The 22,416-nt window shown below is 68.0% G+C and carries 15 protein-coding genes; 4 read left to right on the top strand and 11 right to left on the bottom strand.

All coding sequences use genetic code 11. The features are described from left to right. Positions 1 to 10: 10 nt before the first annotated feature. Entirely contained in the window at positions 11 to 2,284 is a 2,274-nt protein-coding gene (locus JW897_RS21350) for a DNA internalization-related competence protein ComEC/Rec2 (RefSeq protein WP_205467557.1), read from the bottom strand. A gap of 320 nt (positions 2,285 to 2,604) precedes the next feature. Between JW897_RS21350 and JW897_RS21345 the strand changes: the two genes are divergently transcribed. Both JW897_RS21345 and JW897_RS21340 read left to right on the top strand, forming a co-directional pair. Next, positions 2,605 to 3,192, top strand: coding sequence for a phage tail protein (locus tag JW897_RS21345; protein ID WP_048415544.1), 588 nt, complete (start codon positions 2,605 to 2,607; stop codon positions 3,190 to 3,192). Between the two features lie 80 nt (positions 3,193 to 3,272). Next, entirely contained in the window at positions 3,273 to 3,605 is a 333-nt protein-coding gene (locus JW897_RS21340; RefSeq protein ID WP_048415545.1) for a hypothetical protein, read from the top strand. Between the two features lie 168 nt (positions 3,606 to 3,773). Here the strand turns inward: JW897_RS21340 and JW897_RS21335 are convergent, their stop codons facing one another. From JW897_RS21335 to JW897_RS21310, 6 genes are all read right to left on the bottom strand, one after another. Then, positions 3,774 to 4,310, bottom strand: a complete 537-nt coding sequence (locus JW897_RS21335; RefSeq protein ID WP_048415546.1) for a GNAT family N-acetyltransferase — start codon at positions 4,308 to 4,310, stop codon at positions 3,774 to 3,776. Between the two features lie 111 nt (positions 4,311 to 4,421). Next, positions 4,422 to 6,530, bottom strand: a complete 2,109-nt coding sequence (locus JW897_RS21330; protein WP_205467556.1) for a site-2 protease family protein — start codon at positions 6,528 to 6,530, stop codon at positions 4,422 to 4,424. 2 nt (positions 6,531 to 6,532) lie between these two features. After that, a complete protein-coding gene (locus JW897_RS21325) occupies positions 6,533 to 7,864 on the bottom strand; it encodes an efflux RND transporter periplasmic adaptor subunit (RefSeq protein ID WP_205467555.1) in 1,332 nt (443 codons plus the stop codon). Between the two features lie 7 nt (positions 7,865 to 7,871). Beyond that, on the bottom strand, positions 7,872 to 8,630 hold the full coding sequence (locus JW897_RS21320) for an efflux RND transporter periplasmic adaptor subunit (protein WP_205467554.1): 759 nt from the start codon (positions 8,628 to 8,630) through the stop codon (positions 7,872 to 7,874). Beyond that, positions 8,627 to 10,150 (bottom strand): TolC family protein, encoded by a 1,524-nt coding sequence (locus JW897_RS21315; RefSeq protein ID WP_048415549.1) that lies wholly within the window; start codon positions 10,148 to 10,150, stop codon positions 8,627 to 8,629. Before JW897_RS21315 ends, JW897_RS21320 begins: the two co-directional genes overlap by 4 nt. 43 nt (positions 10,151 to 10,193) lie before the next feature. Continuing rightward, positions 10,194 to 16,409 carry a DUF4347 domain-containing protein gene (locus JW897_RS21310; protein ID WP_240352319.1) on the bottom strand — a complete coding sequence of 2,072 codons (6,216 nt, stop codon included), beginning with the start codon at positions 16,407 to 16,409 and terminating at the stop codon, positions 10,194 to 10,196. A gap of 462 nt (positions 16,410 to 16,871) precedes the next feature. On the opposite strand from JW897_RS21310, the gene JW897_RS21305 reads away from it, so the two are divergent. Then, positions 16,872 to 17,645, top strand: a complete 774-nt coding sequence (locus tag JW897_RS21305; protein ID WP_205467553.1) for a class I SAM-dependent methyltransferase — start codon at positions 16,872 to 16,874, stop codon at positions 17,643 to 17,645. A gap of 113 nt (positions 17,646 to 17,758) precedes the next feature. On the opposite strand, the gene JW897_RS21300 is transcribed toward JW897_RS21305, so the two are convergent. From JW897_RS21300 to JW897_RS21290, 3 genes are read right to left on the bottom strand one after another with little or no spacing between them, the layout of a single operon-like run. Further along, positions 17,759 to 18,082, bottom strand: a complete 324-nt coding sequence (locus JW897_RS21300) for an antibiotic biosynthesis monooxygenase family protein (RefSeq protein WP_205467552.1) — start codon at positions 18,080 to 18,082, stop codon at positions 17,759 to 17,761. Next, the gene (locus tag JW897_RS21295) at positions 18,079 to 19,185 is read right to left on the bottom strand and encodes a cytochrome P450 family protein (protein ID WP_205467551.1); all 1,107 of its coding nucleotides are present in this window, start codon (positions 19,183 to 19,185) and stop codon (positions 18,079 to 18,081) included. The genes JW897_RS21300 and JW897_RS21295 overlap by 4 nt, the downstream gene beginning before the upstream one ends. Continuing rightward, positions 19,182 to 19,808 carry a DUF6058 family natural product biosynthesis protein gene (locus JW897_RS21290; protein WP_205467550.1) on the bottom strand — a complete coding sequence of 209 codons (627 nt, stop codon included), beginning with the start codon at positions 19,806 to 19,808 and terminating at the stop codon, positions 19,182 to 19,184. Before JW897_RS21290 ends, JW897_RS21295 begins: the two co-directional genes overlap by 4 nt. 80 nt (positions 19,809 to 19,888) lie before the next feature. Here JW897_RS21290 and JW897_RS21285 point away from each other — a divergent pair, with 80 nt between their 5' ends. Continuing rightward, complete coding sequence (locus JW897_RS21285) at positions 19,889 to 20,608, top strand: ArsR/SmtB family transcription factor (protein WP_205467549.1); 720 nt, start codon at positions 19,889 to 19,891, stop codon at positions 20,606 to 20,608. Between the two features lie 580 nt (positions 20,609 to 21,188). Here the strand turns inward: JW897_RS21285 and JW897_RS21280 are convergent. After that, on the bottom strand, positions 21,189 to 21,638 hold the full coding sequence (locus JW897_RS21280) for a hypothetical protein (RefSeq protein ID WP_205467548.1): 450 nt from the start codon (positions 21,636 to 21,638) through the stop codon (positions 21,189 to 21,191). Positions 21,639 to 22,416 lie beyond the last annotated feature (778 nt).

The following is a 22,416-nucleotide window of genomic DNA, read 5'->3' as shown; positions in this document are numbered from 1 at the left end:
CGCGGCCCGCTCAGGGCGGCTCGCCGCAATCGCCGCGCTCGCGCCAATACCGGCGCTGACTGTCGCGCAGGCAACTCCACTCCACCCCGTCGCCGAACTCCAGCGTCAGCGCGCCGTCCAGGTCGGTGCGCAGCACCGCGGCGCCGGCCTCCTCCGCCCGCCTCAGCACGGACGGATGCGGATGACGGTAACGGTTCAAATAGCCGGCGCTGATCAAGACCACCTCCGGCCGCGCCGCCGCCAGCCAAGCCGCGCCGGTGGCGGTGCGGCTGCCATGATGGCCGGCGGCCAGCACCGTGCTGCGCAACCGCAGGCCCGGCTGCCCCGCCAGCGCCCGCTCCACAGCCTCCGGCGCGTCGCCGCTCAGCAATAAGGCATGCCGCATGCCGGCCACCCGCAGGATGCAGCTGCGCGCGTTCTCATCATTGGCGGGCGCCGCATCCGGCGGGCCCAGCACATCGAAGCGCACGCCATCCCACGCCCAGCTCTGGCCGAGCCGGCACCCCTCTCCGCTCAAGCCCAATTCCGCCAGCGACTCCGGCTGGCCCGCCAGCACCCGCCCCGGCGGCATGGCGGCGGCCAGCTCCGCCGCCGCGCCGTCGTGATCGCTGTGATGGTGCGACAACACCAGGCCGTCCAGCTTCTTCACGCCCAGGCCGCGCAACTGCGGCAAGAGAACCCTCTCGGCCCCGCCGAGGCCGGTATCGAACAACAGCGCGCGATCCCGGGTCTGCACCAGCACCGCCAAGCCCTGGCCCACATCCAGCATGGTGGCGCGAAATTCGCCCAAGGCCGGCGGCGGCGGCCGGTAGAGCAACATCGGCAGCAGCAGCAAGGCCGCCAGCCCTTTCCCCGGCACCCCTCGCGGCGCGATCAGCCACACCGACCCCAGCAAGGCGAGCAAGAACAGCGGCAGCGGCGTTCCGGCCAAAGGCATGGGCGGCGCTTGCGCCAGCCGCTCCACCCCCCAAAAAAAGCCGCGCGCCAGCCAGGCCGCCCAATGCAGCGGCCATTCCAGCGGCAGCAAAACGGCGGCCAAGGCCAACGGCGTCAACAGCAGCGACACATAGGGGATGCCCAGCGCGTTGGCCAGCGGCGACACCAGCGGGATACCGCCGAACCACCAGACCAGCGGCGCCAGCGTGCATACCCCGGCCGCCCACTGCCCCGCCAACGCCGCCCGCCATTTGCCCGGCGCGCGGCGTCTGGCGATGGAACTGGCCATCAAGGCCGCCACCAGTCCGAAGGACAGCCAGACGCCGGGCGCCAGCACGCAGAAAGGATCGATCAGCAAGACGACCGCCAGGGCCAGCCACCAGATGCGGAACGGAGACAGGCCGCGGCGCAGGCACAGGGCGACCAGCCCGACGCCCAGCATGAACAGCGTGCGCTGAGTCGGCACCGATAAGCCGGCCAGCAAGGCATAGGCCGCCGCCGTCAGAAACGCCCCGCCGGCGATCAACAAGCGCGGCGGAAAGCCGAAAGTCGGCAGCCGCCGCGACAGCCAAGCCAGCGCCGCCGCGGCCAGGCCCGCCAGCATGGTGATGTGCAGCCCGGAAATCGAGATCAAATGCGTCAGGCCGGTGGCGGCGAACAAGCGCCAATCCTCGCGCGCCACCCGCTGCTGCGCGCCCACCGTCAAGGCGGCGATCAGCGCCGCCTCGCGCGATTCGCCCAACACCCGTTCGACACGCGCCACCAAGGCGGCGCGCACTCGGTCCACCTGGACCAACGGCGCGCGGCTGTCCTCAAGCCGACGCTCCCCCGGCCCCAGCGAGCCGGTGGCCAGCACTCCTTCCGACCACTGCCATTGCTCGACGTCGAAACCGAAGGGATTGGCCGTGCCGCGGCTGCGCTTGAAGCGAGCTTCCGCCCGCCAGCGGCTGCCCGTCGGCCACTCCCGCCCGCGAAAATCCGTCAGCCTCACCGTCTGCGGCAACTTCACGCCCGGCGTCAGCGTGCGCTCCACCTCCATGGTCAGGCGCGTTCCGTACTCGCCGGGCTGCGGCAGGCCGCGCACCTCACCGATAAAGACGACCGGCCGCTGCTGCCAATCGGCCGGCAGCTGCTGCGCCAGGCGGTGCTCGGCGCGCCAGGCGGCGTAGCCCAGCCCCAGCAGGAAGGCCGGCGCCAGCGCCGCCCAAGGCCGCAACCGCGACGGCAGGCAGGCGGCCAACGCCGCCGCGCCCGCGGCCAGGCCCACCAGACAGCCCGCCGCGGCGGGCAAAGCCGGCAAGACGGCGCAGGCGGCGATGCCGCACAACAGAGCGATCAAGACAGGCATGCCGACATCTTAGGCGGCGATGCCGCGGCACCGCAATCTATTAAACACATTCACTAAAGCGCAGCGAATAGACCATGCCGATTGTATTTTTTATGATCTCGGAACGAACCCATAGCAGATAAATCCTGAAAAAATAACAAGTACAAATGCGTATTGCATTAGCGGAACGCTGGGCTACACCTAGGACAAGCGCTTTCGAAACCTCGGCCGCCGCGACGCTCCGCTGAGCCGGGGCGGCCCCCAAGCGCGGCAGCCGGCCTCTCTTTGACACGGCTTTCCCATCTGGCAGCCGCCAGGCGGATCACTCGCAGGAGGAATACATGGACGCATACATGGGCACCATCACGGTCTACGGCTTCAATTACGCGCCGCAAGACTGGGCGCTGTGCCAGGGCCAGACCTACCAGGTATCGCAGTACGAGGCCTTGTACTCGCTGCTGGGCACGCTCTACGGCGGCACCGCGTCGCAAAACTTCAAGCTGCCCAATCTGACCGGCCGCATGGCCATAGGCACCGGCCCCGCCCAGCCCGCCTACAATCTGCCGGCCTACAACCCCGGTCAGTTCGGCGGCACCCAGAACGTGGCGCTCAGCGTGGCCAACCTGCCGGCTCACTCCCATACCGCCACCTCCATGGCGGTGACCTTCCACGCCGCCGGCACGCCCACGCCGGCCACTCCGGCCAGCGCGCCCAGTTCCAGCAACCCCTATCTGGGCGCTTCCGGCGCCGGCACCGGTCTCGCCACCATCTGGTCCACCGCGCTGAACAATCCGGTATCGGTGCAAGGCCTGTCCGCCACCGGCAATACCGATCTGACCGGCGGCAACGCTCCGGTCAGCGTGCTCAACCCCTTCCTGGCGCTGAATTTCTGTATCGCCATCAACGGCCTGTATCCGGTTCGTCCATAATCACAATACGCGGCCTCCGGCCGCTCCCGGCCGCCTCTCCTCCGCGGGAGCGGCGGCCTTTGCCTTCAGGGGACATCGCCATGCTCGCCACCGTCCAAGCCGAAGACTTCATGCATCTGCTCGGCAAGCACTGCATCTTCCGCAATCCGCAACATCCCGATATTTCGCTGCAAGTGCAGGCCGTCAAGCTGCGGCCGCAAGCGCAATCGCCGCACCAGACCGCGCGGCGCACCCCCTTCGTGGTGGAGTTGGCAGCCGAAGGCGCCACCGACCTGGCGGATGCGGTGGGCCAGCTGGAACTGCCCGCCACCGAGCACAGCGACGCCATCCGCCTGGACCTGGTATGGATAGGCCGGGTGATTCCCGCCGGACGCGACCCGGCGCTGGCCTACTTTCAGCTGCCCTTCAACTAAGCGCCTGTTCGCAGGCCCGCCGGGCAAGAGCGAAGCAAGGCCCGGCGGCCGAGAAAACGAAACGCTCATACGGCATGTATGAGCGTTTCGAAAACCTACTCGCCGACTCCATGGCGGGCCCGCGCAGCGGACAGTGCACAAGCTCCAAGCCGGCCGGAGCCGGCGACGCTACAGGCCGACCCGCGCCTCGCCCTGCGGCGAATGGCGCTCCGGCCGCCACACCAGCTTGTCCGCCATGTCGCCGGCCTCTTCCAGCACGAAGCCCAACTGGTGATACAGCCGGCGCGCCTGCACATTGCTGTGCCACACCACCACCGCCAGCGGCGCGCGCACTTGCCAGGCCGCCTGCTGCAAGCCCATCAACACCTCTTTGCCGTAACCCAGGCCGCGCGCCTCCGGCACCATGGCCAGGAAGATGATGCGCACTTCGTTATGGCCGAAATCCACCATCACCACGCCGACGTTGGCGCCGGTTTTTTCGATGACGAAATGCATCGCGTCCGGGTAGTTGTCGCCTGCGCCGCGTTGCAACACCTGGTACTGCTGCTCCTGCACGGTGCGGATCAGTTCCTCCTCGCCGTCTATCAGCTGCAGGTCCGGGCGGGCGCTGCGATAGAGGCCGGCGATGAAGGCCTCGTCGTGATGCCGCGCCGGGCGCAGATGCAGGCCTTCGGCCAGCGAGGAAGTGTTCAAGAATGAAGACATGGCGAACGGCTCCTTTCCAAAACCCGTTATGGGGCGCGCCGGCGGCGCGCCCGACTTCGTAGTGCGCGCTCCTGCGCGCAAGGCCTTGCGGATAGGACGACACAAGCCGCGCTACAGCCCGCCCTCCCGCCGCAACACCGCCAACAACTGCCGCGTCCCTCTCTCCAGCAAGCTGTAGCGCTCACCCCGCAAGCGCGCCACCCCGGCCAGTTCCCGCAGCGGCGCCGCGCCGCGCTCGCAGCGCTCCAGCCGCACGCGGAAGGTGGCCGCCAGCGGCACCAGGCCGCGGTCGCGCTGCTCGGTGGGAATCGGCCCGCCATAGGTGGAGGCCAGCAAGGGCTGATCCAGCAGCGGCAGATTGAGACGGTCTATCTGGCCCAGCCGGCACTCCACGCTCCAGAACTCGCCGCCGTCGGCGACGAAACGGGCGACATGCCCCGGCTTGAGCCCGGCCAGCGCGGCCTCGTCGACAAAGGCCTCGCCCTTGACGCCGTCCGGCCCCACCACGTCCAGCAGATGCTCGCCCTCGGCCAGCGCGGTGCCGGCGCGCAGCGCCTCGCTGACGTCCACGACACGGCCGGCGAAAGGCGCGGTCAGAGTGAGCCGGGCCATCTGCTGGCGCAAGGCGGCCACCTGCTCCTGCGCCACCTGCCATTGCTTACGCAAGGCCGGGCCGCGCTGCTGCAGTTCCGGATCGAACGGCTGCTGCGCGGTCTGCCAGGCCAGATCCCGCTCGCGGGCGCCGGCCAGCGCCAGCTGCGCCTCCAGCATCGGTGAACCTAGCCTGGCCATGACCTGCCCCGCCTTGACCAGCTGGCCGTCGCGCACCAGGACTTCGGCCACCTCGCCCGTCGCCGGCGCGTACAGGCCCTGCGATTGCAGCGCGCCCATCACCGCCGGGCTGGCCACTTCGCGCTGCCAGGGCAGGATCAGCGCCAGCATCAGGATCAGCAGCGCCGCGGCGCTGCGGCGGGTTTCCCGGCCCCAGCGCAGATCCGCGCGGCGCTGCCACCACACCATCAGCTCGCCGACCACGGGCCGGGCGATGAACCAGCCCAGCTCCACCGCCAGCAACAGGATGCCCAGCGCCTTGAAGAACAGGTGGTAGACCAGGAAGGCGATGGACAGGAACAGCACCAGCCGGTACAGCCAGGTGGCCCAGGCGAACAGGATCAAGCCGCGCCGGCGCGCGGCCGGAAAATGCTCCGGCACCGGATCGTCCAGGCCCAACAGCGTTTTGCGCAGCCGCCAGCGCGCCAGCGCGAAGGAGCGGTTGTGCAGATTGGGCAGGCCCAGGTAATCCGCCAGCAGAAAATAGCCGTCAAAGCGCATGAAGGGGCTGGCGTTGATCGCCAGCGTCGCCAGCCAGGTGGTGGTGGCCAGCAGGAAGACGCCGGCGCGCAGCGGGCCGTCCGGCAGGAAGCTCCACAACAGCGTGGCCCAAGCGGCCAGGACCAGTTCCGCCAACATGCCGGCGCCGCCTATCAACAGCCGCTGGCGGCGGCTGTTGAGCTTCCAGGCGTCATTGGTGTCGGTGTAAAGCACCGGCATCATCACCAGGAAGGCCACGCCCATGGCCGGCACCCGACAGCCGAAGTGGCGCGCGGTCAGCGCATGGCCCATTTCGTGCAGGATTTTGGCCAGGCTCAGCGACAGGCCGATGCCGATGGCGGCGCTGACGCCGCCGTAGGCGGAGAAGGTGTGGGTGAACTCGTCCCAGCGCCGCGACACCAGCGCCAACGCCAGCGCCAGCACCGCGGCCATCGCCAGCCAGAAGCGCGGGTGGAACAGCCAGCCGGTCCACGGCAGCAGGCGATTGAGCAGCGCCTCCGGCCGCAGCAGCGGCACCCGGAAGAACAGATAGTTCTTCAACAGCCACATCGCGCGGCTGGGGCGGTTGGCCTCGCGCAGCTGCCACAGCCAGGCGTTCTGCTCGGCGCTGGCGGCCTGCAGCAGCTGATGGCGGGACAGGAACAACAGCACCGCCTCGATATCCTCGGCGCCCAAGCTCAGCGTGGTTTCTTCGTTGACGGCTTGCAGCACCGCCTCGGCGGTGCCCAACTGCCAGCGCGACAGGATTTCGAAACTGGCCCAACCCAATTGGTAGAAGCGATGGGCGCAGGGGTCGTGCAAGGTCCAGCTGGGCGCGCCGTCGGCCAGCGCCGGGCCGGGGTGCAGCGTCAGTTCCTGGCGCAGCGCGGGCAAAGCGGGGGACCGCATGCTCACCACCCCAACCATTGCCGCGCGGCGGTCAGCGGCCGGCGTAAGGCGTAATAGACCAGCGGCACCCAGTCGCCGTAAACGCGGGCGGTGCCCATCTGCCCCAGCCGCGGCTTGTCGCCGTCGACGAAGCGGGCTTGCAGCCGGTAGGCGAGCAGGCCGCCCTCCACCGCCTCGGCCTTGTAGGCGACGCGGAGGATTTCCGCGTCGTAGGACTCGGTGGGCGAAGCGTTGGGATAAAGCGTGATCTTGCCGCCGGGCGCCACGTCTATGGCCTCCGCCGCCGGCAGCCAGGCGGCCAGTTCCACATGGGCGGGATCGGCCAGCGTCATCACCTTTTCGCCCACCGTCACCGCCTTGCCCTGCCAGTCGTTGCGGTCGGAAAACACCACCACGCCGGCGCTGGGCGCGGTGACGTGCAGCCTTTGCAGCTCCAGGCCGGTGTATTCGGCGGCGATGCTTTTTTCTTCCAGCTTGGCGCGGTCCTGCGCCATGGCCAGCTTGCCCTTGTCGTCGGTGACCGCCAGCTGGGCGCTGGCGCGGAAGCTTTCCTGCGCGGCATCGCGTTCGCGCGCGGCCATGGCGAACTGGCCGGCCAGCGAGGTGGCGTCCAGATCGAACAAGGGATCGCCGACCTTGACCCGCTGGTTGGGCTGCACCTGGATGCGGTCTATCACTCCGCTGAGCGGCGCGCGCAGCAGCACCGGGTTTTGCGGCGTCACCTCGCCGCGCGCCAGCACGCTGAGACGTATCGGCATGCAGGCCAGCAACAGCGCGGCGATGAGCAGCCGGCGCTGCTTGCGGCCGGGCCGCAGCCATTGCCGCGCCAGCTCCCGCCAGTTGCGTTTGGGCGCGAAGCGCAACAGCGCGTGGCCGTAGCCGTGGGCCAGCTCTTCCGCCAGCTTGCGCTCGTAATCGCTCCACGGCAGTTCCCGCGCCAGCAGCCAGGCGCCCTGCTCGCCCAGGCGCAGCCACAGCGCGTGGGCCGGCAGCCAGGACGACCAGTCCTCGGCCAGCGCCGTCGGCAGGTCGCCGGCCTCGAGCGCGCGGCTGTCCTGCCCGACCTCCGGCCCGCCGGACTCCGCCAGATGGCGGAACACTCGGGACAGCCATTGCATATAGGGCGCGGTGGGGTCCAGCTCCGCCAGGCCGGACAGCGCCGTCACGTGGCGATGCAGGCCTTCGCGCCATGCCGCCGCCTGGCGGTAGGGCAGCAATTGCTGGCTTTCGTTGACGATGATGAAGCCCAACTGCTCGGCGCTGACCGCGTCGCGCGCGCGGTGCAGCAATTGCAGCAGGCCGGCCAGTTCCCGGCTTCTATCGGCGTGCCCCATGCACGGCCTACTTGAAGCTGGCCCAGCCGCTCATCCCCGGCAGCAGGCTGGCGCCGTTGCCCTCGATGACGCCCACCGCGAGGATGGACTGGCTGACCGGATCGATCTGCGCGCCCAGGCGTTCTATCCTGGCCGGGAAGCTGGCCCCCAGCTCGTCCACCGCCACGGTGAACTTGCTGCCGGGCTTGAGTTTGGCCAGCCATTTGGACGGCACCAGCATGCGCAGCTCCAGCGAGCCGGAATCGACGATGTCCAGCACCGGGTTGCCGGGGCTGACGTATTGGTGCACGGCGGCGATGCGGCGCGCCACGCGGCCGTTGAACGGCGCGCTGATCACGCATTTGCCGACTATGGTCTGCATATAGCTGGCGTCGGCGGCCGCCTCCTTGGCCTTGCCCTGGGCCTGGGCCACGTCCAGCACGCCGGCGGAATTGAGCTTGGCCAGCTGGTTGTTCACCTTGAGCAGTTGGCTGGCCGCCTCCAGCGAGGCCTGGGATTTGCGCAGCTGGGCGCGGTAGCTGCCGCAGTCGAACTGCACCAGCGCCTGCCCCTTGCTGAAGCTGGCGCCCTCCGGCACCGGCAAGGCCGCGATCTTGGCGGCCACTTCGCCGGACAGGGTGACGGCGTTGCGCGCCATCAGTTGCACGCGGATGCGGCCGTCGCTGGCGTTGGTCACCGGCGCCGACGGTTTGGCCGGCGGCGTCGCCGCCTGGGCGCAGGCGGCCGCCAGCAGGCAGGCGGCAAGCCTAAGTACCGTCAACCTCATGGCTTGCTCCCCGCCACCTGACCCTGCCACCGGGTTTCCGCGCCCTTGAAGGCCGCGGCCAGCGCCGGCAGCTCATAGCTGGCCGTGCTTTCCGGCAGCGGGTCCATCCCCAGGCTGGAGCCCATCTGGCCGTAGGCGTTTTGCAGATCGCCGTAGCTCTGGTACAGCCGCAGCGTGGAGAACACCGCGTTGGCGTCGGCCAGGATCGCCGGCAGGCGGCCCTGCACGCCGCTGTCGGTGGCGTTGCGGTTCTGCACGTAGATGCGCTGTTCCACGTCGTTGAGCTCTTGCTCCAGCGCGAACTGGCGCGAGCGGCCCTTGAGGTCGAGATAGGCCACGTGCACCTGGGTCAACACCGCCATGTTCAACGCCATGCGCTGGGTCTTGGCCACTTGCAGCTGGGCGTCGGCGGCCTTGGTGATCGGCCCGGCGCTGAACAGATTGAGCAGGTTCCAGCTGATGCGCAGGCCGGCGTCGCTCCAGGAGTTGTTGACCAGGAATTTATTGCTGTCGTAGTTCTGGCCGATGCTGAATTCCAAGCCAGGCAGCAGCTTGGCGATGGCCTTGCGGGTTTCGGTGACGCCGATGCGCTCGTTGTAGCGCGCCTCGTTCAGTTCCGGCCGGTTCAGCAGGGCCATTTCCTCCATCTGTTCCAGCTTCAGCCCCAGCGCCGGAGTGGGCAGCCCTTCCGGCACCGCCACCTTGAAGTCGGTGCCGGGCGGCACGTTCATGATGGCGGCCAGCTTGGGTTTGGCCTGGGCCAGCGCGTTGCGGATCATGCCCATCTGGCGGATCACGTCCAGCAGCTGACGGCGGTAGTTCAGCGCTTCCAGCGGCGCGCGCAGCTTCTGCTTCTCCACCTGCCGCGCGTCTTCCAGCGCGCGGTTGGTTTCGGCCAGCAAGGAATCGATGCGGCCTTCCAGTTGTTGCGCGCCCACCGCCTGCCACCAGGCTTCGCGCACCTGCTGCATCAGTTGCTGCGCCACTTTGCGCTTGCGCTGCTGCAGGATCAGCAGCCGGTCGGACTGCTGTTGCGCGGTGTAGTAGCTGACGCCGAAGTCCAGCACGTTCCAGCTCAGATTGAGGTCCGCGGTATGGCTGCGCTTCTCCGAGGAGATGGACGGCACCAGCGATTGCTCGCCGGTGGCCACGTTCTGCGACGAAGAGGCGTTTTCCTTGTTGCGTGCGGTGTAGCCGGCGGCCAGCGCCAGCTTGGGCAGCATGTCCAGGCTGGACAGGTCCAGCTGGCGCTGCGCCATCGCCTCTTCCATCAGCTTGACCCGGTAGTCCAGGTTGTACTTCAGCGCGCGCGCCATCGCTTCTTGCAAAGTCACAGGCCCCGCCAACGGCTCCTGGCTGCCGAACATGGCCTGGCGGTCCGCCGCCAGCGTGGCCTGGCGATCGCCCAGGCTCATCGGCGCGGGCGTGACCGCGCAGCCGGACAAGGCCAGCGCCGTCAGCGCGGCCAGCGTTCGAAGAACGCCGCGGCCGGCCCCTCCCCCTTGTGTTTGTTTGTTCATATCGTCCCCTGTGCGGTTTGTTGGTTTAGTGGAGAGACGGCGCTCAGACCGTGTCCTCCGTCTGCAGCCATCCGGCGATCTGCTGATCGAAGGCGGGTCTGCCGTGCTGGCGGAACTGCTCGTGCAAGGCCGGCTTGCCGGCCGCCGCGACCTTTTCCGTCGCCGCGGCCGCCTGCTCGCCCGCGCCGGTTTTCAGCTGCATATGGGTGACGCCGCGGTGGCCGTTCTGGTCGCTGACCGTCACTTCCAAGGACAAGGACCGGTTCCAGCCCGCCGGCGGCGTGCCGCTGAAACGGCCGGTCTGCGGGTCGAACTTCAGCCAGGCCGGCAGCGGCTGACCATTGCTCTGACGCACCTGGATGTTCAGCACCGCGTCGGGATTGCGGCTGATCACGGTGCCGGGCGGCAGGCTGAAATTGAAGCCTTGGCCGGCCACCAGCGGCCGCACGCCCAGATCCGGCATCACTTGCAGCGGCGCGCCGGCGGTGCCGCCCAGATTGGAGACGAAGGGCAGACCGGCGTTGCCGCGTCCAAACGGCTCGCTAGGCGTCGGCGCGAAACGATCCTGACCGAAGGAGAGCTGGATGGGATTGCTCGTCAGCGGGCCGGCCGGGCCTTGCGGTGTCGGCGCGGAGCCCGGGCCGTTGCCGCCGTTGCCCGCGCCGCTCACCGCGGCCAACACGATATTGGGCGTGATGGGCGCGATATTGATGACCGGCGCCGCGTTGGACTGCGGCGGCGCTTCCGCCGGCGGCAGCGGCGGCAGCACCACGGTGGTGTTGGGGCTCAACTGATACGCCGGCGCCACCGTCTGCTGCTGGGTCACGTTGCCGGCCAGATCGGCCGCCGCGCCGGACTTGAGCGCCAGCGCCACCGAACCGGCGCCGCTCACCCCGGTCAGCTGCACCACGTAGTGGCTGTCGCTGATGCGGACGATGTTGCCGATGTCGGCGCGGGCGCTGCCGCTGGTGATCACGCTCAGATCGCCGGCGCTCAAGCCGATGATGGGTTTGTTCAGCACCAGGTCGTAACGCAGGCTGCTGGCGGAGCTGGAAGCCGGGTCCAGCCGGGTGAAGGACTGCGGCGTCGGCGTGGTGGTGTCCACGACAACGGTGAACGAGGCCGACTGCGCGCTGATGTTGCCGGCCGTGTCAGTGGCCGTGGCGCGCACGCTGTGGCTGCCGTCCGTCAGCGGCTGGCTCAGATTGAACAGCCAGACGCCGCCGCCGTCGGCGGTGGCGGTGCCCACCTGCACGCCGTCGATGAACACGGCCACCTTGCTGCCCGCCTCGGCCAGGCCGGTGATGCTGGGACGATTGACGTTGGTGACCCCGTCGCGGTTGCTGGAGCCGCTGTCGGTGGCCTGGGTCAGACCGGTATTGGCCGGGCTGTCCGGCGCCACGGTGTCCACCGTGATGATGTAGGCCGTCGATTGGCCGCTGGCGTTGCCGGCCAGATCAGTGGAGGTGGTGCGGATGCTGTGATTGCCGTCCGCCAGCGAACTGCCCAGGCTGTAGCTCCAGGCGCCGCTACCGTCCGCCGTCGCCGTGCCCACCGCCGTGCCGTCCACGTACACCGTGACCGTGCTGTTGGCTTCCGCCGTGCCGGTGACCGTGGGCCGGTTGTTGCCGGTGATTCCGTCGCCGTGATTGCTGCCGGTGTCCGTCCCCGTGCTCAAAGCCACGCCGGACGGCGCCGCCGGCGCGCTGCTGTCTATCACCACGTTGAAGGCGCTGGATTGGCCGCTGCTGACGCCGCCGCTGCTAACCACGGCGGTGATGGCGTGCGCGCCGGAACTCAGGCTGGAGACAAAGCTGTAACTCCAGGCCCCGCTGCCGTCCGCGACCGTGCTATCGATGGGCACCCCGTCCACATAGATGATGACAAGGCTGTTGGCGATCCCGGTGCCGGTGACCGTGGGCGTGGCGTTGCTGGTGACGCCGTCGCTATGGCTGCTACCGGTGTCGGTGCCGCTGGTCAGGCCGGAGACGCTGGGCGGCATCAGTTGCAAGGCGATGTTGCGGGTGACCGCCGCGCTGTTCTTGGTCCCGTCGTTGACGGTGAAGCTGACGGTGCGAGTGGCGGTGTTGGGCGAGCCGGCGGTGTCGATGTAAGTGACCGCGCGCAGCGCCGCCTGCCATTGCGCCAAGGTGGCCGTGGCGCCGCTGGACGTCAGCGTCAACACCCCGGTGCCGGCGTTGTAGCTGGCGGTGATGTTGCCGAAGGTGCTGCTGCTGGTGTTGCTGAAGGCCAGCACGTCCTCGCCGCTCTGGAAGTTGCCGCTAATCGCCACCGTGGCGCTGGCCAGGGTGGTGTTGTCCAGATCCGACACGGTCAGGCCGCCGTCCACCGGCGTGGCAGCGCCGCCCACCACATAGGCGCCGGCGCTGCCGGTGGTGGTGGCGATCGGCGTTTGATCGGTGGCCGCCACGGTCACGCCGCGGGTCACCGCCGCGCTGTCCTTGCTGCCGTCGTTGACCTGGAAGCTGACGGTGCGGGCGGCTGTGTTGGGCGTTACCGCGGTGTCGGTGTAAGTGACCGCGCGCAAGGCCGCCTGCCATTGCGCCAGCGTCGCCGTCGCGCCGCTGGAGCTCAGCGTCAACACCCCGGTGCCGGCGTTATAGCTGGCGGTGATGTTGCCGAAGGTGCTGCTGCTGGTGTTGCTGAAGGCCAGCACGTCCTGGCCGCTCTGGAAGTTGCCGGTGATGGACACCCTTGCGCTGGCCAGCGTGCTGTTGTCCAGATCGCTGATCGTAATGCCCGTATCCACCGCCACCGGCGTGGAAGCCGTGTTGTCCCCGGCGGTGAAGGCCGCGCTGCCGCCGCTGGCGGTGGCGATCGGCGTTTGGTCGGTGGCCGTCACCGTCACGCCGCGGGTCACCGCCGCGCTGTTCTTGCTGCCGTCGTTGACCTGGAAGCTGACGGTGCGGGTGGCGGTGTTGGGCGTCACCGCGGTGTCGGTGTAAGTGACCGCGCGCAAGGCCGCCTGCCATTGCGCCAGCGTCGCCGTCGCGCCGCTGGAGGTCAGCGTCAGCACCCCGGTGCCGGCGTTATAGCTGGCGGTGATGTTGCCGAAGGCGCTGCTGCTGGTGTTGGTGAAGGCCAGCACGTCCTGGCCGCTCTGGAAGTTGCCGGTGATCGCCACCGTGGCGCTGGCCAGCGTGCTGTTGTCCAGATCGCTGATCGTGATGCCCGTATCCACCGCCACCGGGGTGGAAGCCGTATTGTCGCCGGCGGTGAAGGCCGCGCTGCCGCCGCTGGCGGTGGCGATCGGCGTTTGATCGGTGGGCGTCACCGTCACCGTGCGCGTGGCCACGCCGCTGCTGGCGCTGCCGTCGTTGACCTGGAAGCTGACGGTGCGGGTGGCTGAGTTGGGCGTCACCGCGCTGTCGGTGTAAGTGACCGAGCGCAAGGCCGCCTGCCATTGCGCCAGCGTGGCGCTGCCGCCGCTGGAGGTCAGCGTCAGCACCCCGGTGCCGGCGTTGTAGCTGGCGGTGATGTTGCCCATGGTGCTGCCGTCGTTGGTGAAGGCCAGCACATCCTGCCCGCTCTGGAAATTGCCGGTGATGGACACCGTGGCGCTGGCCAGCGTGGGGCCGGCGTTATTGCTCACCGTGATGCCGGAGTCCACCGCCACCGGGGTGGAACTCGTGTTGTCGCCGGCGGTGAAGGCCGCGCTGCCGCCGCTGGTGGTGACCACCGGCACCACCGCCACGCTGACGGTGGAGGCCACGGCCAGCGTGGTGGTGTCCACGCCGCCGTTGCTGGTGCCGCCGTCGTCCTTGACGCCGGTCAGCGTCACCACCCGGTTGCCGATGGAGGGACTGCCGCTGCTGTCGCGATAGGTGATGCCGTTGATCACGCTGCCGGCGGTGCTGGCGGAGATGCCGCTGCTGCTGATGGACACGGTGGCGGTGCCGCCGGAAACCGAGACGGTGACGCTCAGGCCGTTGCCGCTGGTGGTGACCGAGTTGCCGTTGGTCAGCGCCACATTGCTGCCGTCTATGGACAGGATTTCATTGCTGCCGTCTTGCAGGCCGGACACGGTCAGCGTCAGCAGAATCACGCTCTGGCTGGATTCGACGGCGCTGACGCTGGCGCCGCTGAACACCGATACCGCGGAGCCGCCCATCGTGAAGGTGGGATTGCCGGCGGTGGCGCTGCCGGTGGGCGCGTCGTTGACCGCCGCCACCGCCACCGTCACATTGCTGGAACCGGTGCCGCCGCGGCCGTCGTTGACGCTGACATTGATGGTGCGGGTAGCGGTGTTGGGATCGTTGCTGGTGTTGTTGTATGTCAGCGCCGCCAGCAGCGTGGCCACCCGCGACGGAATGGCGTTGCTGTTGAAGGTGACGATCAGATCATGGCCGCTGACGCCGTCGCCGTTGCTGGCGATCACGCCTATGCTCACCCCGCCCACCGTCACCACGCTGCCCACGCTGGTGCCGCTGGACAAGGACACCGTGCCGCTGGTGTCCACGCCCAGCACATCCTGGCCGCTCTGGCCGTTGGCGGAAATGTGCACGGTCAGGTTGCCGCTGTTGAAGTTGGGGGTATCGCTGTCCGTCACCGTGACCGCGGTGCCCACGTCCAGTTTCACCGCGCCGCCCTTCTCGGTGAAGGTGGGGTTGTCGCCGTTGAGATTGCCTATCACCGGCGCGGAATCCGCCGCCACCGTCACCGTCTTGGTCACCGCGCTGCTGTTGATCGCGCCGTCGTTGATGGCGAAGCTGATGGTGCGGGAGCTGGTGTTGGGCGACAGCGAGCTGTCGGAATAGGTGACCGCGCGCAAGGCGGCCTGCCATTGCGCCAGCGTGGCTGTGGCGCCGCTGGAGGTCAGCGTCAGCACCCCGGTGCCGCTGTTGTAGCTGGCGCTGATGTTGCCCATGGTGCTGCCGTTGTTGGTGAAGGCCAGCACGTCCTCGCCGCTGTGGAAGTTGCCGGTGATGGACACGGTGGCGCTGGCCTGGGTGCTGCTGTCGGAGTCGGACAGGGTAATGCCGCTGTCCACCGTCACCGCAGTGCCGGTGCCGCTGCTGTAAGCGCTGGAACCGCCGCTGGCGGTCAGCGTCGGCGCGAAACCGAAATTGATGGCGTTGATGGCACCTATGCCTATCATGCCGGTCACCGTATGACCGTTGGCCGCCAGCACCCGGAAGGAATCGATGCCCTGGAAAGCGCTGTTGCCGGACACCGTGAAGGTCACCAGGCCGCCGCTGCCCTGCAAGGCATCGCCCACATTCAGCGTCAGCGTCGCGCCGCTGACCGCGGTGCCGTTGATATAGCCGACCAGCTGCAGATTGCCGCCGGTGGTGCCGGAATCGTAGCCGTTCAGCACCACGCCGATGGAATTCAGCGTGAAGCGGCTGTTGTCATTGGACTTGACGCTGAAATAGGAGATGGGGATGGTGCCGTCGCTGTAGCCGTCCACCGTTTCCGTGGTCACCGAACCGACTTTTTCGACAATGATCGTCTGGCCGCCGTTATTGGTGGCACCCAGTTGCAGCGTGAAATCCCAGGCGAGAACGTCACTGGCGTTCACCACGCTGCCGGAAGGGTTGTAAGAGTAGCCATCCTTGGAAGTAAAGTCGGTAGTGCCCGTCACCGGCCGCGCCAGCAGCGCGTCGTAAGAGAAGTGCAAGCCAGCCACGTCGATTTGGCCGCTGTTGCGCTCCAGCGTCCAATCGCCGCCCAGCCGCGCCGCGCCGGTGGCGTCGGTGGACGCCGCCACATCGGCCTGGGTATAGCGGGCCAGCGCGCTGACGAAGGCGGCGCCGCTGCTGCCGGCGCCTATGTCGCAGCCGTACAGCAAAATGTCGCCGTTGGCCGTCAGCGATTGGCCTACGAGTTTCAGATCCGCCTGGCGGCTGTCCAGCTTGGCGGTGGTCAACTCCATGCTGCCCAGCATCAGATCCCCGCTCTGACCGTGGGAAATGATGTGGATGGCGGCGTAGCCGTGATGGGTTTTGGCCCATTCGGCGATCTGGCTCAGGCCGTCCTTGCCGGCGTTGAGCATCACCACCTCCATGCCGGCCGGCATTTGCGCCAGCAGGCTTTGGTAATTGGCGACGTTGGACTCGACGAACACCACCTGCTTGGGCGGCGCTGCCGGCGCCAGCGCCGCGGCCACCTTCTCCGCCAAGCGCTCCACCGCGACGGACCGCGGCGCCTCCGCCGGGGCCGGACGCTCCGCCGGCAGCGGCGCGTCCGCGTGCGCCGAGGCGGCGGCGGCCGTCACGGCCGCCGCGCCGTCGAACATCAACCTGGGCTCCAGAGCCTGCAACAACAGGCGAGAACGCTTGAGAGCCGGTGTCTTCTTGTCACTGCCTTGCGATTGCCCCGCTGATTTCCACCAACTCATCACGCTCTCCCGATCATTTCGGCTTAAAGCACTGGTCGAACCCCGCCCGCGACTGCATTCCAAAAGCTGCTCAGCGGATTAGAACCTGTATCAAAGCAAAAAGAAATGACAATAAAATAATTCCAAATTAAAACTAGCCGCGACAACTTAACAAACCAGGCAGCCGAAAAACTGACAAAAGCTGTCAAACGCGGCGAAGAAGCCCCTCTTTAAAAAATAGTTGTTCCTCACGCGAAGTAAGCTAAGTGCAAATACGTAGCACGCGTGATATTTGTTCAACATATAAAGCAAGCTCCGGCTTGCCCTCGCCCACGCCATCCCGTATCGTTCGTCCGCCGTTCGCCCATCCGAGGATTTGCCATGCCCGCCACCCCGCTGTACTGCGCCCGTCCCGACCGCCTGGACGCCGCCCGCCTGCTGAGCCAGCGCTTCGCTTTGCCGCTGCTGGAGCAAAGGCCGGAGCAAGGCTATTGGCTGGAACTGGGCGCGGAACGGCTGGAACTGCTGACCACCGGCAAGCACGGCGCGGTTTACGCGGAATTCGTCGAGGGAGCGGCCAAGCATCGCCGCGAACAGGGCGGCGGCCGCGGCCAGCCGGTGGCCAAGGCCATAGGCCTGAAAGGCGCCAAGGAACTGCCCTATGTGGTGGACGCCACCGCCGGACTGGGCCGCGACAGCTTCGTGCTGGCCGGCCTGGGCTGCCGCGTCACCCTGGTGGAGCGCTCGCCGGTGGCCGCCGCGCTGCTGGCCGACGCGCTGGAACGCGCCGCCGGCCACCCGGACACCGCCGACATCGCCGCGCGCATGCATCTGGTGCACGCCAGCTCCATCGCCTGGCTGGCCTCGCTGAGCGAGGCCGAGCGTCCGGACGTGGTCTTCGTCGATCCGATGTTCCCGGACACCGACAAGAAAAGCGCCGCCGCCAAGAAGGACATGCAGGCCTTCCAGCAGGTGATAGGCGACGACCTGGACAGCGCCGCGCTGCTGCAAGCCGCCATCGCCGCGGCCAAGAACCGCGTGGTGGTGAAACGGCCGCGGCTGGGCGCGGCCATCGAGGGCGTGAAGCCGTCCGCGGTGCTGGACGGCAAGTCCACCCGCTTTGATCTTTACGTGATCAAGGCGCTCCACTCTTAAAAAGCTGCGATCAAAAATCAGCTCCGCGTCTGAGGCAAGGCGCGCCGACGCAGACAGTACATCTAGTACGGCAAGTCGGCGCAACGCAGCATCAGGGTTTTTGTTCGCTGCTTTTAATCGGGGACCTGTTCCCGCTCGAACATCCCATAATCCCGCAACACCGCCGCCACCCGCAGCCGGTAATCGGCGAACAAGGCCTCCCGGCCCTGCCGCTGCGCCGCGCGGTGCGGCTCCAGCCGCCGCCAGGCCGTCACCGACTCTTCATCGCGCCAGAACGACAAGGACAGCATCTTGTCCGGCCGGTTCAGGCTGACAAAGCGCTCGATGGACAAGAAACCGTCCGCCGTCGCCAGCTCCCGCCCCAAACGCTCGGCCCAGCCCAGATAGCCGTCCCGGCCGCCCTCGGCCAGCTCCACCTCGAAAATCACCGCAATCATTCCGCTCTCCCTTTATCGCCATAGATGCGCTCCCGCGCGTTGGGCAGCCGACGAAAACGCGCCGCCGCCGTCAAAACTTGCCAATCCGGCCGCGCCGCCGCCAAGGCCGCCAGGCCGCCGCGGGCGATCTCCAGCGCCAGCGCCTGACCCGGACAGGCATGCCGGCCAGCGCCGAACATCAAGGCCTCGCCCGGCCCGGCCGGGTCCAAAGCCGCCGCGGCCAGCACCACCAAGATCGAAGCGCCGGCCGGCACCGTCTGGCCGCCGTGACGCCAGTCCATCGCGGCGAAACGGCGAGTGTTGTGCAAGACCGGATCATGCAGCGCCAGCCAGTCCCATTCCGCCGCCGCGCCCGTCGCCAGCGGCCGGCCCTGGGCCTGATGCCAGACCGCGGCGGCGAACAGACCGGCGCCGGCGTCCAGGCTTTGAAACAACAGACCGATCACATTCGCCGTCAGCGCCGCCTCGTCCGGCTCCAGTGCATGCCGCAGCGCAGCCAATAGGCCGCCGGCCCGCGGCAAGGCCACGCCGACCCGCGCCCGCAAGGCCTCCAAAGCCGCTTCCCCTCGCGCCAGCGCCTTGGCGTCGGCATCCGCCGCCAGCGCTTGCGCCAGGGCCGCCACCTCCGCCACCAGCGCCGGCGCATCTTCCACCTCCAGCCCCAGCAAGCCGGCCAGCGTCAGCACCGGCAGGCCCTGCGCCATCCGGTCCAGCAAGCCGCCGCTCAGCGGCTCGCGCGCCAACCAGTCCCGCGCCAGGCTTTCAGCCAAGCGCCCGGCCTCCGCGCCCGCCACCGTCGCCAAGGCGTGGTTCAAGGCCGCCTTCAGCGCCGGATGGCGCGGCGCCTCACTCATCCGCACCCACAGACAGAAAGTCTGCGCCAAGCCGCCATCGCCCAGCGGTGGCGGCGCGGGCTGCTCCAGCGGCCGCACCCGGCATGCCGCCGAGGCCAACACCGCCTGCGCCGCCGCGTGGCCTGCGGCCACCCACAGGCCCAACCCAGCGTCAAAATACAGCGGCCGCCGCCGCGCCAAATCCTGGTAATAGGGATAAGGGTGGGCGTGGACCACCGCCGCCAGCGGGTCCGAGGGCCAAGCGCTCATGCCGCCTCCGTCAGGTAAAGCCGCCGCGTCAACTCGACGCAGCGGGCGCGCGAACTGGCTGCCCGCTCATGCGGCGCAAACGGCGCCGCCACCGCGTCCAGCCAAGCCACAGCCCGCGCCAGTCGCTCACGCTGCGCCGGCTCCAGCCCGGACCGGCTCTGGCGCTCGGTCAGCGCGTCGATCAAGGACACCAGCGCCTCCTTCTGCGCGATCTGCGCCGGCAAGCCGTCGCAGGTGCACACCCCGTAGCCGCCGGCCAGGAAATCCCGCCACGCCGCCGCCAGGTCCAACTCCGCCTCGGCGGGAGACAGCTCCAGCGCCGCCAGCCCCGCGCGCCACTCCCGCTCAAAGCCGGCGCGCAGACGCTCCGGATCGCCGTCCCAAGCCAGCGCCTGACCCAGCCAGCACAGCATGCCCCGCGGATACCAGGCCGACTCCGCGCTCAGCGCCGCCGCGCCCATGCAGGACACGGCCTCGCCGGCCAGCGCCAGCCGGTACGAGGGCCACGGCGCCGCGCCGGCCTGCTGCCAGCCGCGCAAGGTTTCCAGGCTCACGCCGCTGCGCGCCAGCAAGGCCGGCTCACTCAGAAAATGGCTATGCAGATAGCCCAGCAAATCCTCCATTCCAGCTCTCCTTGTTCCAACTTGACGATGGGTTTATCGTAGCCGGCGGCATCCGCCAAAGTTTCAGCCGAGGATGAACCATGCTTGCCACCCCGCACGACCGCATACCCGACATCAGCCGCCTGGCCAGCCTGCTGGCCGACCCCGGCCGCGCGCTGATGCTGCTGCTGTTGCAAGACGGCCGCCTCTACCCGGCCAGCGACCTGGCCCAGGCCGCCGGCCTGTCGCCGCAAGCGGCCAGCAACCATCTGGCCAAGCTGCTGCACGGCCAGGCGGTGCGGGTGGAACAGCGCGGCCGCCACCGCTATTACGGCCTGGCCAGCCCGGCCATCGCCCACGCGCTGGAAGCGCTGTCCGCCGCCGCCGGCGAAAGCCGGAGCGCGGTGCGCCCCAAGGGCAACGCCGACATCCGCCTGGCGCGCAGCTGCTACGACCACCTCGCCGGCCGGCTGGGCATCACCGTCGCCGACTTCCTGCAACAGCAGCAACTGCTGCAACGGCTTGAAGAGCGCGAGTTCGCGGTGACGCCGGCCGGCGCGGACTGGCTGGCGGCGCGGCTGGACATTCAACTGGCCGGCATCGCCCGCCCGCGCCGGCCGCTGGCGCGCGCTTGCCTGGACTGGAGCGAGCGCCGCGACCACATCGCCGGCAGCCTGGGCGCGGCCCTGTGCCAGGCCTTTTTGCAGCGCGGCCTGACCGAGCGCCGCAGCGACAGCCGCGCCTTGCGGATCACGCCGGCCGGCTACGCTTTCCTGAAGCAGGAGTGCGGCGTGGGCAGCGAGCAGTTGCGGGGAGATTGAGACGGTTTAACCGCACGGATCAGGGAGGCCTCCGCAGGGTAGATGAAACGTAGCGATACCCACGCGGACATGTGGCGGGATTGATCTTTGGGTCTCGATGGCGGGGTTTGGTGGGTATCGCCTACGGCTCCTCCCACCCTACCAATCCGCCTGCCGTAGGGTGGGTGGAGCGTAGCGATACCCACGCGGAAACGTGGCGGGATTGATGGGTATTCGATGGCCGAGTTTGATGGCGGGGTTTGGTGGGTATCGCCTGCGGCTCCTCCCACCCTACAAATCTCCCGCCGTAGGGTGGGTGGAGCGCAGCGATACCCACGCGGAAACGTGGCGGGATTGATGGGTATTCGATGGCCGAGTTTGGTAGCGGGGTTTGGTGGGTATCGCCTACGGCTCCTCCCACCCTACCAATCCGCCTGCCGCAGGGTGCGGTCGAGCACAGCGATACCCACGCGGAAACGCGATGGGATCTATGCTTGGGCCTTGGCAGCGGGGTTTGGTGGGTATCGCCTGCGGCTCCTCCCACCCTACAAGATCATCCACCGTAGGGTGGGTGGAGCGCAGCGATACCCACCAGCCGAGGTCAGCGATTGCGCAAGCGGATGCGGCGGAAGCGCCCTTCCAGCTTGAGCCGTTGTCCCAACGCCAGGTAGAGCTGGTGTTGGCTATCGACATGGCGGTAGACGCGGACCCGGTCCGCGCCCAGCAGCATGATGATTTCCAGATAGTTGAAGAAACCCATCCACTGGCCGCGTCCATCGCGGTCGTCAAAATCGATGTCGCGGGCGACGCGGCTGAGCAGGCCTTTGCCGACGTATTCCCGATTGTCCTTCAGCCATTGCAGCAGGTGAGCCGCGCATTCGCGGCCGTAGGCGTTGTCGGCGGGGTAGTCCTTGCTGGGCGCGGGCATCTGCCAGTAATGCGCATAGGTACGGCCGGGGCAGAAGCGGACGAAGGGCAGCAGCGCTTCCTGTTGTTCTAGGGAGGCCAGCTTGTAACGGCGGCGACGGGGAAAGTTTTGAGGATGTTGCATGGTGTTTCTCCTGCTGTGACACAAGATAAACCACCTGCCGGGCAAGGCTGAGGTATTAGGCAGGCGCGTGGCAGGATTGGCGTACCGGACACTGTTAACCCGGCGAGTGCATAGCACTCTCCCACCATGCGCCTGCCGAATGGCACGACCATGGAAAAGCAGCTTGCGCAGAGGTCTGCGCAAGCAAGTTAACAGTGATTACGGGACGCCAATCCCGTGTGCCGCTTGTTTTGGCGGCAACGTGGGGATTGTTGCCGAGGGGGCGGGCGGGGTCAAGGTGGGGTGGTTGCTTTGGCTAGGTAGGTGGGTTTTGTATCCGCTGCGCGGATGATGATTTTCATTGCCGGGGCTGCCCGGCGAGCAGGGAGAGGATATTTGCTTGGCCAAATATCCTTATCACTGAGCGAATCGAAGATTCGCACGTAGACACTCCTAAAGGCCACCCTGCAAGCCTGGCCTACGGCTTCCCGCCGGGACCCGTCAGGCCCGAGGCGCGGCTGAACTCGCAGCGCGCTAACGTCGCGCTGCTCGAACAAGCAGCCGCTTAAGACCTCGGGCCTGCCACCCGACGGCAGGCTTGAAGGGACCCAGGGCGCATCGGATACGTGCTTTCTTCTTGATTTGCCCTAGATATCCACAGGCAGGGTCAAACTGGACAGTTACCCACAGAAATAACTAACGAAGCTAAATCACTCTTTCTTTTCAAAAAAAAACCACCTCGTGTAGCGACCAAGTGTCCCCTCGGGGCGCGCCGGAAAAAATGGGGTCTGCAAGGTTT

Origin of the sequence: Chromobacterium alkanivorans (assembly GCF_016937655.1) — a bacterium.
Lineage (GTDB): Bacteria > Pseudomonadota > Gammaproteobacteria > Burkholderiales > Chromobacteriaceae > Chromobacterium > Chromobacterium alkanivorans.
Note: the sequence above shows the minus strand (reverse complement) of the source record. Positions and strands in the feature narration are given on the sequence as shown.

Coding starts and splice junctions, on each gene's coding strand:
- JW897_RS21350 (WP_205467557.1), bottom strand. CDS start 2,284: ATGCCTGTCTTGATCGCTCTGTTGTGCGGCATCGCCGCCTGCGCCGTC.
- JW897_RS21345 (WP_048415544.1), top strand. CDS start 2,605: ATGGACGCATACATGGGCACCATCACGGTCTACGGCTTCAATTACGCG.
- JW897_RS21340 (WP_048415545.1), top strand. CDS start 3,273: ATGCTCGCCACCGTCCAAGCCGAAGACTTCATGCATCTGCTCGGCAAG.
- JW897_RS21335 (WP_048415546.1), bottom strand. CDS start 4,310: ATGTCTTCATTCTTGAACACTTCCTCGCTGGCCGAAGGCCTGCATCTG.
- JW897_RS21330 (WP_205467556.1), bottom strand. CDS start 6,530: ATGCGGTCCCCCGCTTTGCCCGCGCTGCGCCAGGAACTGACGCTGCAC.
- JW897_RS21325 (WP_205467555.1), bottom strand. CDS start 7,864: ATGGGGCACGCCGATAGAAGCCGGGAACTGGCCGGCCTGCTGCAATTG.
- JW897_RS21320 (WP_205467554.1), bottom strand. CDS start 8,630: ATGAGGTTGACGGTACTTAGGCTTGCCGCCTGCCTGCTGGCGGCCGCC.
- JW897_RS21315 (WP_048415549.1), bottom strand. CDS start 10,150: ATGAACAAACAAACACAAGGGGGAGGGGCCGGCCGCGGCGTTCTTCGA.
- JW897_RS21310 (WP_240352319.1), bottom strand. CDS start 16,409: ATGTTCGACGGCGCGGCGGCCGTGACGGCCGCCGCCGCCTCGGCGCAC.
- JW897_RS21305 (WP_205467553.1), top strand. CDS start 16,872: ATGCCCGCCACCCCGCTGTACTGCGCCCGTCCCGACCGCCTGGACGCC.
- JW897_RS21300 (WP_205467552.1), bottom strand. CDS start 18,082: ATGATTGCGGTGATTTTCGAGGTGGAGCTGGCCGAGGGCGGCCGGGAC.
- JW897_RS21295 (WP_205467551.1), bottom strand. CDS start 19,185: ATGAGCGCTTGGCCCTCGGACCCGCTGGCGGCGGTGGTCCACGCCCAC.
- JW897_RS21290 (WP_205467550.1), bottom strand. CDS start 19,808: ATGGAGGATTTGCTGGGCTATCTGCATAGCCATTTTCTGAGTGAGCCG.
- JW897_RS21285 (WP_205467549.1), top strand. CDS start 19,889: ATGCTTGCCACCCCGCACGACCGCATACCCGACATCAGCCGCCTGGCC.
- JW897_RS21280 (WP_205467548.1), bottom strand. CDS start 21,638: ATGCAACATCCTCAAAACTTTCCCCGTCGCCGCCGTTACAAGCTGGCC.